The 16479-nt window shown below is 67.0% G+C and carries 16 protein-coding genes; 13 read left to right on the forward strand and 3 right to left on the reverse strand.

Going from position 1 to position 16479, the window contains the following annotated elements:
* Positions 1-53 precede the first annotated feature (53 nt).
* A complete protein-coding gene (locus HH308_RS26465; protein WP_170197279.1) occupies positions 54-542 on the reverse strand; it encodes an inorganic diphosphatase in 489 nt (162 codons plus the stop codon).
* 99 nt (positions 543-641) lie between these two features.
* Here HH308_RS26465 and dacB point away from each other — a divergent pair, with 99 nt between their 5' ends.
* The 5 genes from dacB (at position 642) to HH308_RS26490 (ending at position 7200) form a co-directional block, all read left to right on the forward strand.
* Positions 642-2009: a D-alanyl-D-alanine carboxypeptidase/D-alanyl-D-alanine endopeptidase gene (gene dacB / locus HH308_RS26470; protein ID WP_170197280.1), complete on the forward strand. Its 1368-nt coding sequence runs from the start codon at positions 642-644 to the stop codon at positions 2007-2009.
* The gene (locus HH308_RS26475) at positions 2006-3127 is read left to right on the forward strand and encodes an Rv3626c family coenzyme F420 biosynthesis-associated protein (protein WP_246284868.1); all 1122 of its coding nucleotides are present in this window, start codon (positions 2006-2008) and stop codon (positions 3125-3127) included. Before dacB ends, HH308_RS26475 begins: the two co-directional genes overlap by 4 nt.
* Positions 3106-4053, forward strand: coding sequence for a tRNA lysidine(34) synthetase TilS (gene tilS / locus HH308_RS26480; RefSeq protein ID WP_170197282.1), 948 nt, complete (start codon positions 3106-3108; stop codon positions 4051-4053). Before HH308_RS26475 ends, tilS begins: the two co-directional genes overlap by 22 nt.
* 91 nt (positions 4054-4144) lie before the next feature.
* Complete coding sequence (locus tag HH308_RS26485; RefSeq protein ID WP_170197283.1) at positions 4145-6097, forward strand: glycosyltransferase family 39 protein; 1953 nt, start codon at positions 4145-4147, stop codon at positions 6095-6097.
* Between the two features lie 137 nt (positions 6098-6234).
* A complete protein-coding gene (locus HH308_RS26490) occupies positions 6235-7200 on the forward strand; it encodes a phosphatase PAP2 family protein (protein WP_170197284.1) in 966 nt (321 codons plus the stop codon).
* 87 nt (positions 7201-7287) lie between these two features.
* On the opposite strand, the gene HH308_RS26495 is transcribed toward HH308_RS26490, so the two are convergent.
* Positions 7288-7977, reverse strand: coding sequence for a DUF8020 domain-containing protein (locus HH308_RS26495; RefSeq protein WP_170197285.1), 690 nt, complete (start codon positions 7975-7977; stop codon positions 7288-7290).
* A 226-nt stretch (positions 7978-8203) separates the two neighbouring features.
* Complete coding sequence (locus HH308_RS26500) at positions 8204-8926, reverse strand: DUF8020 domain-containing protein (protein ID WP_170197286.1); 723 nt, start codon at positions 8924-8926, stop codon at positions 8204-8206.
* 244 nt (positions 8927-9170) lie between these two features.
* Here HH308_RS26500 and hpt point away from each other — a divergent pair, with 244 nt between their 5' ends.
* The 8 genes from hpt (at position 9171) to HH308_RS26540 (ending at position 16452) form a co-directional block, all read left to right on the forward strand.
* Entirely contained in the window at positions 9171-9737 is a 567-nt protein-coding gene (gene hpt, locus HH308_RS26505; protein ID WP_170197287.1) for a hypoxanthine phosphoribosyltransferase, read from the forward strand.
* Between the two features lie 180 nt (positions 9738-9917).
* Positions 9918-12353, forward strand: coding sequence for an ATP-dependent zinc metalloprotease FtsH (gene ftsH / locus HH308_RS26510; RefSeq protein ID WP_170197288.1), 2436 nt, complete (start codon positions 9918-9920; stop codon positions 12351-12353).
* Positions 12340-12966, forward strand: a complete 627-nt coding sequence (folE, locus tag HH308_RS26515) for a GTP cyclohydrolase I FolE (RefSeq protein ID WP_170197289.1) — start codon at positions 12340-12342, stop codon at positions 12964-12966. Before ftsH ends, folE begins: the two co-directional genes overlap by 14 nt.
* A gap of 18 nt (positions 12967-12984) precedes the next feature.
* Positions 12985-13872: a dihydropteroate synthase gene (gene folP, locus HH308_RS26520; protein ID WP_170197290.1), complete on the forward strand. Its 888-nt coding sequence runs from the start codon at positions 12985-12987 to the stop codon at positions 13870-13872.
* A 3-nt stretch (positions 13873-13875) separates the two neighbouring features.
* Positions 13876-14262, forward strand: coding sequence for a dihydroneopterin aldolase (folB, locus tag HH308_RS26525; RefSeq protein ID WP_170197291.1), 387 nt, complete (start codon positions 13876-13878; stop codon positions 14260-14262).
* Between the two features lie 86 nt (positions 14263-14348).
* Complete coding sequence (gene folK / locus HH308_RS26530; RefSeq protein ID WP_170197317.1) at positions 14349-14864, forward strand: 2-amino-4-hydroxy-6-hydroxymethyldihydropteridine diphosphokinase; 516 nt, start codon at positions 14349-14351, stop codon at positions 14862-14864.
* A complete protein-coding gene (locus tag HH308_RS26535) occupies positions 14858-15382 on the forward strand; it encodes a DUF3180 domain-containing protein (protein WP_170197318.1) in 525 nt (174 codons plus the stop codon). The genes folK and HH308_RS26535 overlap by 7 nt, the downstream gene beginning before the upstream one ends.
* 92 nt (positions 15383-15474) lie before the next feature.
* Positions 15475-16452: a DUF6779 domain-containing protein gene (locus HH308_RS26540; RefSeq protein ID WP_170197292.1), complete on the forward strand. Its 978-nt coding sequence runs from the start codon at positions 15475-15477 to the stop codon at positions 16450-16452.
* Positions 16453-16479 lie beyond the last annotated feature (27 nt).

Raw genomic sequence — 16479 nt, forward strand, 5'->3', positions numbered from 1 at the left:
AATATGCCCTCAACGGCGGGATTATTTGCAGAACTCTGCGGAAGCGAGCGGACTTAGTGTCCCTGCTCCTTCAGACGCTCGATGGCCTCGGAGAGGACCTTCTCGGCCTCGGCCTTGCCGACCCAGCCGCCCGGGGTCACTTCCTTGCCCGGCTCGAGATCCTTGTAGTGCTCGAAGAAGTGGCTGATCGCGTTCAGTTCGAACTCGCTGACGTCGGCGATGTCCTGGATGTGATCCCACCGGACGTCCTTGGCCGGGACGCACAGCAGCTTGTCGTCGCCGCCTGCTTCGTCGGTCATGGTGTACATGCCGACCGGGCGCGCCTTGACCGTCACACCGGGGTACACCGACTCGGGCAGCAGGACCAGCGCGTCGAGCGGGTCGCCGTCTTCCCCGAGCGTGTCGTCGATGAAACCGTAGTCGGCCGGGTAGCCGAACGCGGTGTAGAGGTACCGGTCCAGGAAGACGCGGCCGGTCTCGTGGTCCACCTCGTACTTGTTGCGTGACCCCTTGGGGATCTCGATGATGACGTCGAATGCCACGATCATTTCTCCTACTAGACGGTGCCGTATGAGTTGGCGGGGGCGTAAGAACCGCCTCAACGATACTGTTGGACTGATGTGTGAGATTGCGGAGGTTGTGTGAGCGCGCGAAAAGGCACTCGGATCGCGCTGTGGATCATCACGTCGATAGCGATCGTTGCGGTGGTCGCGGCGGCGTCGGTGGTGGTGTATCTGCAGCTCAACAAGGGCCCCGACGTTCCGCCGGGCACTCCGGCACGCCCGGCGCTGATCGCGGCGTCGCCGACCATCACGCCGGTATCGCCCGACGCGCCCGAGCCGACGGCCGCGGGGGTGCGCAAGGCGCTGGCCAAAGTCGCGGCGAGCCCGGCGCTGGGCAAGCTGACCGGTGAGGTCACCGATCCGCTGACCGGCGCGACGCTGTGGTCACGCAATCCGACGCTGCCGCTGATCCCGGCGTCGAACACCAAGGTCCTCACGGCGTCGGCGGTGCTGCTCGGCCTGCCCGAGGACAAACGCCTCACCACGACGGTCGTGCAGGGCACCGACGGCCAGGTCATCCTGGTCGGCGCGGGCGACCCGACGCTGTCGGCGCAACCGACCGGCGTGGCGACCTTCTTCACCGACGCCCCGCGCATCGCCTCGCTGGCCGAACAGATCCGCAAGTCGGGCATCAACGTGACCGCGGTCGCCGTCGACACCAGCGCCTTCACCGGCCCGACGATGGACTCCACCTGGGATCGCGGCGACATCGCGGGCGGCGACATCGCGCCGATCGAGTCGCTGATGGCCGACGCCGGGCGCATCAAGCCGCTCGACGAGTTCTCGCCCCGCGTCGACGACCCCGCCGTTACCGCGGGCAAGGTGCTCGCCGACGCGCTCGGAGTGGACGCGAAGGTCACCACGGTCACCGCCGACGCCGGAGCGAAGGTCGTCGCGCAGGTCACCTCGGCGCCGCTGATCACCCGCGTCAACGACATGATGCGCTACAGCGACAATGTGATGGCGCAGGCGCTGTCGATGGAGTTGTCGAAGGCGACCGGCGGCGACGCCTCGTTGGCCGGCGGCGCACAAGCCGTCGAAAAGACGCTCACCGCAAACGGATTCGACTTGACCGGCGTCACGCTGCACGACACGTCGGGCTTGTCCTATGCCAACCGGGTACCCGCCGCGCTGCTCGACAAACTGATGTCGGGCACCGCGGGCACCGCCGAGCCCAAACTGCGCCCGATGCTCGACGGCCTGCCGATCGCGGGTGGTACGGGCACGCTCGCCGACCGTTTCGACCCGAAGCTCACCGCGGGCGCGGGCTGGGTGCGCGCCAAGACGGGAACACTGACCGGCGTCAGTTCGTTGACCGGGACAGTGCTTACCGTCGACGGCCGTGTGCTGTCGTTCGCCCTGATGTCCAACGGCACCTCACCCGCCGACGCCCGCCCGGCGCTCGACGCGGTGGCCGGTGCGCTTCGAGAATGTGGATGCCGATGACCGATGTGAATGTGACCGATCCCAAAGCCGAATCGACCAGCGCGACGATCGGCGTCGGCGACCGGGTCGACTGGGAACTCGCCGCGGCGACCGGCCGGCGCATCGCCCGCCCCGGCCCACGAGTCACCGACTACACGATGAATCAGGCCCGAGCGGAGCTGGCCGACGCGGCGGTGCGTGCCGAGGGGCCGGTCCGGGAGGTCACCGGATTGGCCGACGGTATGCGGGTCCCGACCGCTCGAATCCTCGACCGGGGTGAATGGATCGACGCCGCGGCCCAGTCGATGCGGTCGATGCTGGGCACGTCGGAACCAACCGCCGACGAGCAACCGTCGGGCAAGGGCTTCGACCTGTCCGGGCTCTTCGGAACCGTTTCCGGCAAGGTCGGTGGTGTTCAGGCGGGCGGGTTGCTGGCCTTCCTGTCGGGTGCGATCCTCGGCCAGTACGACCCGTTCACCCCGGACCCGGAGACCGGCGACGAGGGCGTGCTGATGCTGGTCACGCCGAACATCATCGCCGTCGAGCGCGCACTGAAAGTGGTCCCGTCCGACTTTCGGCTGTGGGTATGCCTGCACGAGGTGACCCACCGGGTGCAGTTCTCCGCCAACCCGTGGCTGCGCCAGTACATGATCGACAACGTCACCACGCTGACCAGCGAGTCCGGTGAATCGTCGGCGGAGATGGTGGCCCGCCTGACGTCGGCGCTGCGGTCGGACAAGCCCCGCGAGAAGGGCATCATCGGCGCGATGCAGTTGTTGCAGACGCCCGAGCAGTACGACGCGTTCAGCAGGCTGATGATGCTCGGCACCCTCCTCGAAGGCCATGCCGACCACGTCATGGACGCCGTCGGCCCCGCCCAGGTCCCCACCGTCGCGTCGATCCGATCGGCCTTCGACGACCGCCGCACCGGGCCCCGCAATCCCGTCCAGCGCATCATCCGCGCGCTCATCGGCATGGATGCCAAGATGGCCCAGTACATCCGCGGTAAGGCCTTCGTCGACGAGGTGGTGGCGACCGTCGGCATGGAACCGTTCAACGCCATCTGGACCAATGAGTCGACGATGCCGCTGCCCAACGAGATCGACGAACCCGCCAAGTGGATCAAGCGCGTGCTGTGACCCGGGCGGTCGCGGACTTCGCGGCCGAACATCTTTCTGATCCGCGTGTGTGTGTCGCACTGTCCGGCGGACCCGACTCGCTCGCGCTGACCGCGGGCGCCGTGGCCGCCGGCCTCGACGTCCGCGCGCTCGTCGTCGACCATCAACTACAGCCCGGCTCGGCTGAAACAGCTTGTACCGCAGCTCAATTCGCGCGCGACGTCGGGGCGTCGGCGCAGGTGCTCACAGTCCGCGTCACGGGTTCCGGCGGACTGGAGGCGGCCGCGCGCGACGCCCGCTACGACGCTCTGTCGGCGGCCCGCGCCGACCGTCCGGTCCTGATCGGGCACACCGTCGACGATCAGGCCGAAACGGTCCTGCTCGGCCTGGCCCGCGGTTCCGGGCCCCGATCGATCGCCGGCATGTCGCGCTGGCGCGACCCGTGGGGACGCCCGCTGCTCGACGTCGCGCGGGCCACCACCCATGGCGCATGCGCGCAATGGGGGCTGACGCCGATCCGCGATCCCCACAACGACGATCCCAGATTCACCCGCGTCCGCGTGCGCACGGAAGTGCTTCCACTGCTCGACGACGTGCTGCACGGGGGAGTGGCGGCGGCACTAGGACGGACCGCCGATGCCGTGCGCGCCGACGTCGAGTATCTCGACGGAGTGGCCGCCGAACAGTATCGCGCGGCGCTGACGAACGACGGCATCGACGTCGAAGCGCTTGCCGCGCATCATGATTCGATCCGACGTCGGGTGGTGCATCGATGGCTGCTCGACGTCGGGGCAACCGAGCCGACGACGCGCGTCGTCGACGCCGTGGACGCGCTGATCACCAGGTGGCGGGGGCAGGGGCCGGTGGCAGTCGGGGGCGACGGCGGCCATCGACTCGTGGTGGTACGACGCTGCGGCGTGCTGAAAACCGAGCGGCTTATCCGATAATTCCGGCATACAGCCACCGGGAACCGCACTGACAGCGGATCAACAGCTTCCTGGGAGGTCTATGCCACGTGTGCGGTCGAGACTCAGGTCCATGACCCTCACGATCGACCCACCGACAACGCCGGTGCAGGCCTCGTCCGACGCCGAACCCCAGCTTCCGCCCGCCACTCGAGGCACTCGGCTCGCGCTCGCCGCACTGCTCGTCGCGACCGCCGTCGCCTACCTCTGGAACATCACCGTCAACGGGATGGGCAACTCGTTCTACGCCGCCGCGGCGCAGGCCGGGTCGTCGAACTGGAAGGCGCTGCTCTTCGGCTCCCTCGACACGGGCAACTTCATCACCGTCGACAAACCCCCGGTGTCGCAATGGGTGATGGGTCTGTCGGGGCAGATCTTCGGATTCTCCAGCGCCTCGATGCTGATCCCCCAAGCGCTGATGGCCGTCGCGGCGGTGGCGCTGACCTATGCCGCGGTCACGAGGGTGACGACGTCGCGCAACGCGGGCCTGCTCGCGGGTGCCGCGCTGGCGCTGATCCCCGTCGTCGCCTTGATGTTCCGGTTCAACAATCCCGATGCGGTCATGGTGCTGCTGATGACCGCGGGCGCCTACTGCACGGTGCGCGCCCTGCCGAAAGCAAGCTGGAAGTGGCTGGCGCTCGCCGGCGTCGCACTGGGCTTCGCGTTCCTCGCCAAGATGCTGGAAGGGCTGATGGTCGTTCCCGCGTTGGCTCTGGCGTATCTGATCGTCGCGCCGACCGGACTGGGCCGACGTGTCGTCCACCTGTTGGGTGCGGTGGCCGCGCTCGTCGTCTCGTCGGGGTGGTATGTGCTGCTGACCCTGTGGTGGCCGGCCGATTCGCGTCCCTACCTGGCCGGATCCACCGACAACAACTTCATGAACCTCGTCATCGGCTACAACGGGCTGTCTCGTGTCCTCGGCCGCAACCACGGCGGCGGCTCGCACTCCGGCCCCACCCAGGCGCAGATCGCCGAGTTCATGAAAGAGAACGGTGGCGCACACGGATTCGGCGGGATGAGTTCGTCGGCAGGTATCACCAGGCTGTTCACCGGTGAGGTCGGCTTCGAGATCTCCTGGCTGCTGCCCGCCGCACTGGTCGGGCTGGTGGCGGTCCTGATCAGCCGGGGTCGTGCGCCGCGAACGGACTTGATGCGCGGTGGCGCGATCGTCTTCGGCGGGTGGATGGTCATCAACGGTCTGGTCTTGTCGTTCATGAACGGGATGATGCACGCCTACTACACCCTGGCCATCGCGCCCGCCATCGCCGGCATGATCGGTATCGCGGCTGTCGAGGTGTGGCGCAGGCGCGAGCAGACCTGGGGTCACCTCGGCGCCGCGGCGATGGTACTCGCGGCGGGCGGCTGGGGATTCGTCCTGCTCGGCCGCAACGGCGACTGGATGCCCTGGCTGCGCTGGGTGATTCTCGCAGCGACCCTGGTAGCGGTGGTGGCCCTGGCGTTCGGAGCGCTCGGCGGACGCTGGCGCACCGCGACGGTGGCAATCGCACTGTTCGCCTCGCTCGCCGGTTCCACCGCGTACACCGTCGCGACGATCGGCACCGCCCACACCGGTGGCTCCCCGTCGGTCGGGCCGGCGCAGTCGGCCCATGAGCGGGGGCGCGGATGGGACGAAGCGGCGTCGAACACCCAGCTCGACACCCTGCTGCGGACGGCAGGTACGCCGTGGTCGGCAGCGGTGAGCCGATCGTCGACGGCGGCGAGCATGGAATTGTCGAGCAAGACCGCGGTGATGGCGATCGGCGGATTCGGTGGATCCGACCCGACGCCGACGCTGAGCCAGTTCCAGCAGTATGTGAAGACCGGGCAGGTGCGCTACTACGTGGTTGCGGCCCAGGGCGGCGGACACGGCCGCGGTGGGCATGGCTCCGGTGGGCGCGGCGGCCCTGGCGGATTCGGTGGGTTCGGCAGCAAGGGCCCGAATACCGAGATCGCGGCGTGGGTGAGCGCCAATTACACCCCGCAGACAGTCGGGTCAACCGTCGTGTACGACCTCCGAGCGCAGTGATCGCGTCGAATTGTCAACGCCGCCAAGCATTCGCGAGATGATCCGCGATGTCGTCGGCAAACTCGGCAAAGTCGGATGGCGACCCGCCCCGCACACATAGGATCAGTGGTCGGCGCAAAACACGATGGGCAGGTGCGATGACTGAACTCCGGAAGTCACGGCGTTGGCTGCGGGCATTGGTGTTCGTGGGCTATCTCGTCGCACTGGGCATCGTCATCGCGACTAAGGGAGTTCCGCTCGAACGGCTGTATCAGGCGGCGTGGCTGCTGGGCGGAATCGTCGCATTCCGGATAGATCGCCCGCTCCGTTCTCACCTGCGGGTGCTCGTCGATTGGATACCGCTGATCGCGGCGCTCGTGGCTTACGACTTCAGCCGCGCCGCGGCGACGAGCATCGGGATGCCGCTGCAGATCGAGACGCCGATCAACATCGATCGAGCCCTGTTCGGCGGGGTGCTCCCCACCGTGTGGCTGCAGCAGCATCTGCTTCCCGCCGACGGTGCGTTGCCGTGGTGGTCGTTTCTGACCGCGTTCATCTACACGACGCACCTCGTGGTGCCGTGGGTGCTGGCGGCGGTGTTGTACGTGTACTCGCGCGGCGCGTGGCGGCGGTATATGACCACGGTGGTGGTCTTGTCGTTCCTGGGGCTGCTCACCTATGTTCTGCTGCCGCAGGCGCCGCCGTGGTACGCCGCCGAACACCATGCCATCGCTCAGCGGGTGGGGCGGGTGGCCGGATTCGGATTCGGGCTGGTGCCCATCGACACCAGCACCGGCTGGCTGGAGGCCAACAGCAACCCGGTGGCCGCGATGCCGTCGTTGCACGCTGCGTTCACCATCGTCGTGGTGGTCGCGCTGTGGCCGTTCGTCACCAACCGGGTGGCGCGGGCAGTTCTCGTGCTGTTTCCTGTGGCGATGGCGTTCACGCTGGTCTACGGCGGCGAGCACTACGTGATCGACGTCCTCGTCGGTTGGGTCTATGCGGGCGTCGCGATCTGGCTCACCGTCGCCGGGGAGCGGATGTGGGCGCGCTGGCGAGCCAACCGCATCGTCGACGACGCCGCTGCCGTCGAATCCCACGAGGCGGTCGCACTGGCAGAGTGACCGGCTGATCTGACCGCTGAAACGACGGATCCCGCCTCGCTGGTGCGGGGCGGGATCCGTCGTTTGCTACTCGCGTAGTCGAAGAGCTCAGTAGCAGGTCGGCGTGAACTTCGAGTTGATCGTGGAGTTGTACTGGTTCCAGTAGGCAACGATCGGCGCGCCGGAAGCGATGGTGCCCACGATTCCACCGACAGCCGCCCCCAGCGGCACTGATGCGAGGCCGACCGGTCCGCCAAGGAAACCGACGAAGCCTAGCGCCGCTCCGATGGCGGTACCGACCAGGGTACCGATGCCGACCGATGCGGACATCTGCGAGATGAACCGGTTGAACGCCTGATCATCGCGTTCCTGCTTCGTTTGCGCCCCGCGGATTCCGTTCTTGCAGTAGACGACCTGATGCTTGAACTCCGACAGCGTCGCCGCGTCGATCTTGGTGGACTTCGCCACGTCGGTCTGCGGAATCAGGGTCGCGTGTGTACTCGCGGTCTTCGCCTCGATCGGGAACTTGCGGTCCTTCGAGCCGTACGACAGGGGGACACTCAAGACGGGAGCCCCGGCGGTGTTCTTCAGTGTCAGGTTGGTGCCGTCGACCGCGAACGTGCCGTTCGTGACGTCGATCTCGACCGTTTTGCCGACCACCTTGGCCGAGTACTTGACCGGTGCCGGTGCCGGTGCCGCGTGTGCGGTGGCTCCGACGCTGGTTGCCGCCGCCGTCGCCAGTCCGAGTCCGATGATCGCGAGCCGTGTCCGGAATCGCGGTGTGTGCACTGAAGTCATGAATGTCCCTAATGTCGCTTGCGCATTGCTCGCTAAAGGATAGTGCTTGGGGTCACAAAAGACCAATTGATCGGGCGTGTAGATGCAAAATCGGGCCAATTCATCCGATTAGATGAACTCGCCCGATTTGCCATATCAAATTGTCAACTCAAGCAATCGGGCAACGCGAGGTGGAAATTGGATCGAACGATCAAAGTATTGATTAGATCGAACGATCAGTCGCTCGTCAGTTCGAGGTGTAGTACTGCGGCACGAACGGTGAATTGATCGTGTTGAAGTACTGGATGCCGTATCCGAAGATCGCGCCGCCGCCGCCCGCGACGATGCCGACTGCCGAACCGAGCGAGCCGCCGAGCAGGATGCCCGGCACACAGGCGACGATCGTCGCGCACGTCGGGATGCCGACCAGGAGAGCGCCTACCACCAGGCCGATCGCGAGACCGACGATCGTGGAAATCGTCATGGCGCTGGCGACCTGCGATTGGAATCGTGTGTAAGCGGCGTCGTCGCGTTCTTGCTTGCTCTGGTAGCCCCGGATGCGCCGCTCGACGACGACCGCGCCGTTCGAAACGTCTTTCGTATCGGCTTTCGTCGACTTCGTGGCGTCGCGGATCGGGATCAGGGTGATGCTGCGGCTCGACGCGACTTTGGTCGCGATCGGGTAGGTGCGGTCCTCCAGGTTGTAACGCAGCGGGATTCGCAAGACGTCCGCGCCGGTGCGGTCGCGCATCGTGACGTTGGTTCCGTCGACCACCAGCGCGCCGTTGGTGACGTCGAGTTTGACGGTGTGACCAACCAGGGTGGCCTTGTAGCTGACTGGCGCCGGTGTGGTCGGCGCCGCCTGCGCGACAGCGGCGGCGCCGGTCGCCGTTGCGGTGGCGATGGCCGTGGCAGCGATGGTCCACCGGATGCGGTGTCCCCAACCCCTCGCTGTCCTGCTGTTGCCCATGTGGCCCTCCCTTGGGTCGAACTGTTCGGTTACAGATATCAGATCGTTTACAGACTGTGATCTGTTTCACTGTTTAGTCAAATCGATTTGGCGGGTACGTCCGATGTGCCGAGAAGTTCATCCAAATGAACTACACATGAACCGCCATCAACCACTTGATCGCACGACTTGCACCGTCGGCGACGGCGTGTTGTGAGGTTAACCCAGTACCGGCCGGACGGGACCGCCGTGTCAAGCTTGTCGGGTGAGCAGCCATGAACATCCGTACGGGGATGACATCGAAGCGGTCCTGATCACCGAGGAGCAGATCCGTGAGCGCATCACCGAGCTCGCCGAGTCGGTGGCCGCGAGATACCGGGACGCTCCCGACGACCTGGTCCTGATCGGTGTGCTCAAGGGCGCGATCATGTTCATGACCGACTTCGCGCGCGCCCTGCCGATCCCGTCGCAGATGGAGTTCATGGCCGTGTCGAGCTACGGATCGTCGACGTCGTCGTCGGGCGTGGTGCGCATCCTCAAAGACCTCGACCGCGACATCGCCGACCGTGACGTGCTCATCGTCGAAGACATCATCGACTCCGGATTGACGCTGAGTTGGCTGCTGCGCAACCTCGCGACGCGCTCGCCGCGGTCGTTGAACGTGTGCACGCTGCTGCGCAAGCCCGACGCCGTGCGCGCGACCCTGGAGGTCAACGACATCGGTTTCGACATTCCCAACGAGTTCGTCGTCGGCTACGGCCTCGACTACGCGGAGCGCTACCGTGATCTGCCTTACATCGGACGCCTGAATCCCTCGGTCTACACCGACTGACGGGAACGATTCGCCGCAGTCGCACGTTGACCTTCTGACCTGTGTGATCTCCGCCGCGCAGCGCTCGTGCGTGCTCGATGACCGGGCAGAACGCGGATCGACGCGGCGGGTAGCCTGAAGAGCAAGTTATGGGAAGGACGTTGGCGCCGCGCGAACCCCGCGGGCGCCGCACCAGCGCGAATGAACCGAAAGACAGTCTTCCGCAATCTTGCGATTGTGTTGCTGATCATCTTGGCCATCTGGGGATGGAGCGCCATGCGCGACTCCAACCGGGAATACAAGGCCGTGGACACCAACGTCGCTCTGACGCAGCTCAACACTAAGAGCAACGTCGAGTTCGTGCAGATCGACGACCGTGAACAGCGGCTGCGCATCAGCCTGCGCGAGCCGGTAGTCGTCAATGCCAAGGGTGACAAGTCCGACAAGATCACCACCCAGTACCCGGCGGCGAGCGCGAAGGAAGTGTTCGACCGCATCGACGCCACCGGTGCCGGCTACCAGACCAACGTGAGCCAAGACTCCGTCCTCGGTCAGTTGCTGCTGATCTTCCTGCCCATGTTGATCCTGTTCGGGCTGTTCTTCTTCGTGATGAGCCGCATGCAGGGTGGCGGCAAGGGCGGCGTGATGGGCTTCGGCCGGTCGCGCGCCAAGCAGCTCACCAAAGACATGCCGAAGACCACCTTCGCCGACGTCGCCGGCGCCGACGAGGCCGTCGAAGAGCTCTACGAGATCAAGGACTTCCTGCAGAATCCGGCCCGCTACCAGGCGCTCGGCGCGAATATCCCCAAGGGCGTCCTGCTGTTCGGCCCGCCGGGAACGGGTAAGACGCTGCTCGCTCGCGCCGTCGCGGGCGAGGCGGGCGTGCCGTTCTTCACCATCTCCGGCTCCGACTTCGTCGAGATGTTCGTCGGCGTCGGTGCGTCGCGTGTGCGCGACCTGTTCGAGCAGGCCAAGCAGAACAGCCCCTGCATCATCTTCGTCGACGAGATCGACGCCGTCGGCCGCCAGCGCGGTGCGGGGCTCGGCGGCGGCCACGACGAGCGCGAACAGACCCTCAACCAGTTGCTCGTCGAGATGGACGGCTTCGGCGAACGGTCGGGCGTGATCCTGATCGCGGCCACCAACCGGCCCGACATCCTCGATCCGGCGCTGCTGCGCCCCGGTCGCTTCGACCGGCAGATCCCGGTCGGCAACCCCGACATGGCGGGTCGTCGAGCGATCCTCAAGGTCCACGCCAAGGGCAAGCCGATCGCGCCCGACGCCGACCTGGACGGTCTTGCCAAGCGCACCCCGGGCATGTCCGGCGCCGACCTGGAGAACGTCCTCAACGAGGCGGCCCTGCTGACCGCGCGTGAGAACAAGAACGTGATCAGCGGCGAAGCCCTCGAAGAGGCCGTCGACCGGGTGATCGGCGGCCCGCGTCGCAAGAGCCGCGTGATCAGCGAACACGAGCGCAAGGTGGTGGCCTACCACGAGGGCGGGCACACATTGGCCGCGTGGGCCATGCCCGACCTCGACCCCATCTACAAGGTCACCATCCTGGCTCGCGGTCGTACCGGCGGTCACGCCCTCGCGGTTCCCGAGCAGGACAAAGACGTGATGACCCGCTCGGAGATGATCGCGCGCCTGGTGATGGCGATGGGCGGACGGGCCGCTGAAGAACTCGTCTTCAGCGAGCCGACGACGGGCGCGTCGTCGGATATCGACCAGGCCACCAAGATCGCGCGCGCGATGGTCACCGAATATGGCATGAGCGCCAAGCTGGGCGCGGTCCGCTACGGCCAGGAGCAGGGGGATCCGTTCCTCGGCCGGTCGATGGGCACGCATGCGGACTACTCGGCCGACGTCGCCCGGGAGATCGACGACGAGGTGCGTCGCCTGATCGAGGCGGCACACACCGAGGCGTGGGCGATTCTCGACGAGTACCGTGACACGCTCGACATCCTCGCGACCCAGCTGCTCGAGCGGGAGACGCTGACCCGCAAAGACTTGGAGAAGATCTTCTCGCACGTCGAAAAGCGTCCCCGGATAACCGAATTCAACGAGTTCGGGGTGCGTACGCCGAGCAGCAAGCCGCCGGTGAAGACGCCGGGCGAGCTGGCGATCGAGCGTGGCGAGCCGTGGCCGCCGGAGCCCGACCCGGCCCCCGAACCCGTTGGCGCACAGACGTCGTCGTACGCGCCCGGATACGTGCTGCCCGCCGGCCCGCCGAACACCGGGCAGTATCAAGGACCGCAGTATCCGCCGGTCGGGTACCCGCAGCAGCCGCATCCGGGTCAGCCTTCCCCCCAGTCGTATCCCGGTCAGCCCTATCCTGGTCAGCCATATCAGGGCCAGTCGCATCCGGGGCAGCAGTACGGGCAGCCGCCGTCGTATCCGACCGGTCCGTCCAACCCGCAAAACCATGCGCCGCAAGGACGTCCGCAGCCGGGACAGCAGCCGAGCAGCGGCACCCGCCCCGACTACGGCGCTCCCGCGGACTGGTCGGCGCCGGGCTGGCCCCCGAACGGTACGGTCAACGGTGTGAACGGCAGTGCGAATGGTGCAGCGCCGCACGGCAATACGGGCACCGGCAACGCGCCGGGCGAGGCGAAGGGCCGCGATGACGATCAGTGAGGAGACCGTCGTGGGGGAGCAGGCGCGCACCGACCTGACCGCACGCGGTGAGTTCGATCAGGCCCGTGCGGAGGCAGCCGTCCGCGAGTTGCTCATCGCGGTCGGAGAAGATCCCGACCGAGAAGGCTTGCAGCGCACGCCGACTCGCGTCGCCAACGCCTACCGCGAAGTGTTCGCCGGGCTCTACACCGACCCCGACGACGTGCTGTCCACGACATTCGACGAGAACCACGACGAACTCGTCCTCGTCAAAGACATTCCGCTCTACTCCACCTGCGAACACCATCTGGTGTCGTTTCACGGCGTTGCGCACGTCGGCTACATCCCGGGGACGTCGGGCCGAGTCACCGGCCTGTCGAAACTGGCGCGGTTGGTCGACCTCTATGCCAAGCGTCCGCAGGTTCAGGAGCGGCTCACCTCGCAGATCGCGGATGCCATTGTGCGCAAACTCGATCCGCGCGGGGTCATCGTCGTGATCGAGGCCGAACATCTGTGCATGGCGATGCGCGGAATCCGCAAGCCGGGCGCGCGCACCACCACCTCCGCGGTGCGCGGCCTGTTCAAGACCAGCGCGGTGTCCCGCGGCGAGGCGCTCGACCTGATCACCCGATAAGGACGTGTCTGTCCAGTGATGACGAAACTGCTCGGCGTCCTCAACGTGACAGCCGACTCGTTCTCCGACGGCGGGCGCTATCTCGACGTCGATGCCGCCATCGGTCACGGTGTGGCTCTTGCGGCCCAGGGCGCCGACATCGTCGACGTCGGGGGTGAGTCCACCCGCCCGGGTGCGCACCGGATCGACGCCGACGTCGAGGCGGCACGGGTCGTGCCGGTGATCGAAGCGCTCGCCGCGCACGGCGTCACCGTCTCCGTCGACACGATGCGAGCATCGGTCGCACAGGCGGCGATCGACGCCGGCGCGCGGTTGGTCAACGACGTCTCCGGTGGCCGAGCCGATGCGCAGATGGCGAAAGTCGTTGCGGCGGCGGGTATTCCGTGGATTCTGATGCACTGGCGGCCGTTGTCGGACGCCGGGCGCGGCTCCGGACCGTTCTCGCCTGCCGACTTCACTCACCGCGTCGCGGTCTCCGACGGCTACCGCGACGTCGTGGCAGAAGTCAGCGGTGAACTGCTGGCCCAGGTCGACACCGCGGTCGCGGCGGGGGTCGACCCCGACAAGATCATCCTCGACCCCGGGCTGGGTTTCGCGAAGGACGCCGACCACAACTGGGCGTTGCTGCGGGCGCTGCCGACGCTGGTCGGGCTGGGATTCCCGATCCTCGTCGGCGCCTCTCGCAAACGCTTCCTCGGTTCGCTGCTGGCGGCCGACGGCGCCGACCGCCCGCCCGCCGGACGCGAAGTCGCCACGGCGGCCATCTCCGCTCTTGCCGCGGCGGCCGGCGCATGGGGTGTCCGCGTCCACGACGTCTCCTCAAGCCGCGACGCGATCGCCGTCGCACACGCCTGGGACGACGGGTACGCACCCCGGGCAACCGACCGACCCGACGAGGAGAACTGAGCAGTGGCCGATCGGATCGAATTGCGCGGCTTGCGCGTTCGCGGATTTCACGGTGTCTTCGAGCATGAGCGGATCGACGGTCAAGACTTCCTCATCGATGTGACGCTCTGGATGGATCTCGCCCTCGCGGCGGCCTCCGACGACCTCGCCGACACGGCCGATTACGGTGTGCTCGCGCAGACCGTCCACGACATCGTCGCGGGCGAGCCCCGCAACCTGATCGAGACCGTCGGCGCCGAGATCGCCGAGACGTTGATGGCCGACGAGCGGCTCGCCGCCGTCGAAGTGACCGTGCACAAGCCGTCGGCGCCGATACCGCTGACCTTCGCCGACGTCGCAGTGGTGACGCGGCGCTCGCGAAAATCCATGGCGGGCAGGGCCGATCGATGACCCGGGTGAGCGGCGCGGCGGGAGACGTGACCGCGGCGAGCGGTGCGACGGGAGACGTGACCGCGGCGAGTGGCGCGGCGGGAGACGTGACCCGGGCGGTTCTGTCGGCCGGCAGCAATGTCGGTGACCGGCTGGCGCACTTGCGGAGCGTGGTGGCCGGATTCGGCGACGACGTCGTAGCAGTCTCGGCCGTATACGCAACCGCCCCGTGGGGCGGCGTCGAACAGGACGACTTCTACAACATCACCCTCATCGTCGAGGGTGAGCGGACTGCGCACGAGTGGCTCGCCGCGGGCGCGCGCCTGGAGCAGGCCGCCGAGCGCACGCGTGAAGTCCGTTGGGGGCCAAGGACTCTCGATGTCGACGTGATCACCGTCGACGTTGTCGGCGGCATCGTCGTGCAAGACGACCCGACGCTGACCCTTCCGCATCCGCGGGCCGCGCAGCGGGCGTTCGTGCTGGTGCCGTGGCTCGACGTCGAGCCAGATGCGTTGCTGCACACCGACGTCGGTGCTCGGCGTGTGGATGAGCTTGTCGCGCAACTCGATTCTGCCGAGACGGCCGGGGTGCGCCGCCTCGGGGACTTGGACGGCGACTGGTGAGTACCGAGCCGGAACAGCCCGACGGTGAAGAGGGGCTGGGGCCCACCAGGATTCGCGATCTAGTCGTGGTCGCCGGAATCGTCGGGGTCGCGAGTTGGGTGCTTGTCGGCGCCAATTACGGATCCCTTCCCTCGATTCCGTTGTTCGCGGGCGTGGCGCTGTATGTGCTGGCCGCCGTCGAGGTCGTCGTCGCGCTGATCGTGCGGTCCCGAGTCAATTCTCGGCAAGTCGGGCGGGCTCGCGGGCAACTGCATCCGTTGACCGCGGCCCGGATCGTGGCGCTGGCGAAGGCATCGTCGATCCTCGGAGCGATCATGGTCGGCGTCTGGGCCGGCATGGGCGTGTTTCTGCTGCAGCAGAACGACCTCGCGCAGGCCGACCATGACAAGGTGCCGACCCTGATCGCGCTCGTCGGTGCGGCACTGCTCGTCGGGGCCGCACTTTGGCTGGAATACTGCTGCCGCGCACCCGACGATCCGACGACCGATATGCTAGGCGAGCATCCCGGGCCCGCGTGAGAGGTGGGTACGGAGTGGAGCGGAGCGATCTTTTCGCAACTCTCCGGTCACCTTGACCAACATTCACTTCGCGGAAAGGTAAGTTTTCGATCATGGCGTCATCGAACGGCCGCTCCGCAGAAACCCGCCGATCCTCCCGATCGGGCGCCCAGTGGCTGCTGGGCCTGCTGATACTTCTTGCCCTCGTCGCGAGCATCTTGATGGTGTTCATCGACAAACTGACGATCGCGGCGTCGATCGCCGTCATCGCAGCACTGTGGGCCGCTGTCATCGGGGCGATTCTCGTCACGAAATTCCGCCGGCAGGCAGACACCGCGGAGGCGAAGAGCCGCGACCTGCGGCTGGTCTACGAGCTGCAACTCGAGCGGGAGATCACGGCGCGACGCCAATACGAGCTCGACGTCGAGACCACCATCCGCAAGGAGGTCGCCGCCGAATCCGGCCAGGAGCTGCTCGAGCTGCAGGCCCAGGTCGCGGCATTGCGTGCCAGCCTGGAGCTCCTCCTCGGCGAGCCGTTGCCCGAGGAACGTGTCGCGTTGCCCAGCGAGAAGCTGCGTGAGCTGGCGTCGGGTATCGGCAGCAACCTTTACGCTCCCGACGACCGCGTGATGGCCGCTCATGATTTCGCGTCGACGGCACCCGCCACGGCCGACGGTCGGCACCAGCCGTCGGGCGACGCGCGCTACGACATCCCTCGGGCCGCGGCCACCGACATGACCGAGATCATCCCCGTGGTGACCGATGACGAAGAGATCATCAGTACTCAGTTCGAGCAGGTCGTCGCCGAACCCGCGCCGACCCAGGCCTATGTAGCCCCCCAGCCCGACCCCAACCAGCCGCAGTTCACCGAAGACGCGCCCACCGACGCGTGGCTGCCCGACCCGGGCGCTCCCGGCCCGGCGGCCCCGCAGCCTGCTGCGCAACAGCAGAACGTGCAGCCGTCCGAGGCCGACCTCGAAGACTCCATCGGCAAACACGACGACGGCACCGGCGTCCCCTTCTCTCAACTCCTGACCCAGCTGCAGCAAGTCTCGCCGGGCAGCGGTGGCCGCCGACGCAAAGACGACTAGCAGGGTCGTTCGTTTCCTACGGCGTGC

This window comes from Gordonia asplenii (genome assembly GCF_012933505.1).
GTDB classification, from domain to species: domain Bacteria; phylum Actinomycetota; class Actinomycetes; order Mycobacteriales; family Mycobacteriaceae; genus Gordonia; species Gordonia asplenii.

Excerpts from the sequence above, each read along its gene's own strand:
- HH308_RS26475 (WP_246284868.1), top strand. The coding sequence starts at position 2,006 with ATGACCGATGTGAATGTGACCGATCCCAAAGCCGAATCGACCAGCGCG.
- HH308_RS26485 (WP_170197283.1), top strand. The coding sequence starts at position 4,145 with ATGACCCTCACGATCGACCCACCGACAACGCCGGTGCAGGCCTCGTCC.
- HH308_RS26490 (WP_170197284.1), top strand. The coding sequence starts at position 6,235 with ATGACTGAACTCCGGAAGTCACGGCGTTGGCTGCGGGCATTGGTGTTC.
- HH308_RS26495 (WP_170197285.1), bottom strand. The coding sequence starts at position 7,977 with ATGACTTCAGTGCACACACCGCGATTCCGGACACGGCTCGCGATCATC.
- HH308_RS26500 (WP_170197286.1), bottom strand. The coding sequence starts at position 8,926 with ATGGGCAACAGCAGGACAGCGAGGGGTTGGGGACACCGCATCCGGTGG.
- ftsH (WP_170197288.1), top strand. The coding sequence starts at position 9,918 with ATGAACCGAAAGACAGTCTTCCGCAATCTTGCGATTGTGTTGCTGATC.
- folE (WP_170197289.1), top strand. The coding sequence starts at position 12,340 with ATGACGATCAGTGAGGAGACCGTCGTGGGGGAGCAGGCGCGCACCGAC.
- folP (WP_170197290.1), top strand. The coding sequence starts at position 12,985 with ATGACGAAACTGCTCGGCGTCCTCAACGTGACAGCCGACTCGTTCTCC.
- HH308_RS26540 (WP_170197292.1), top strand. The coding sequence starts at position 15,475 with ATGGCGTCATCGAACGGCCGCTCCGCAGAAACCCGCCGATCCTCCCGA.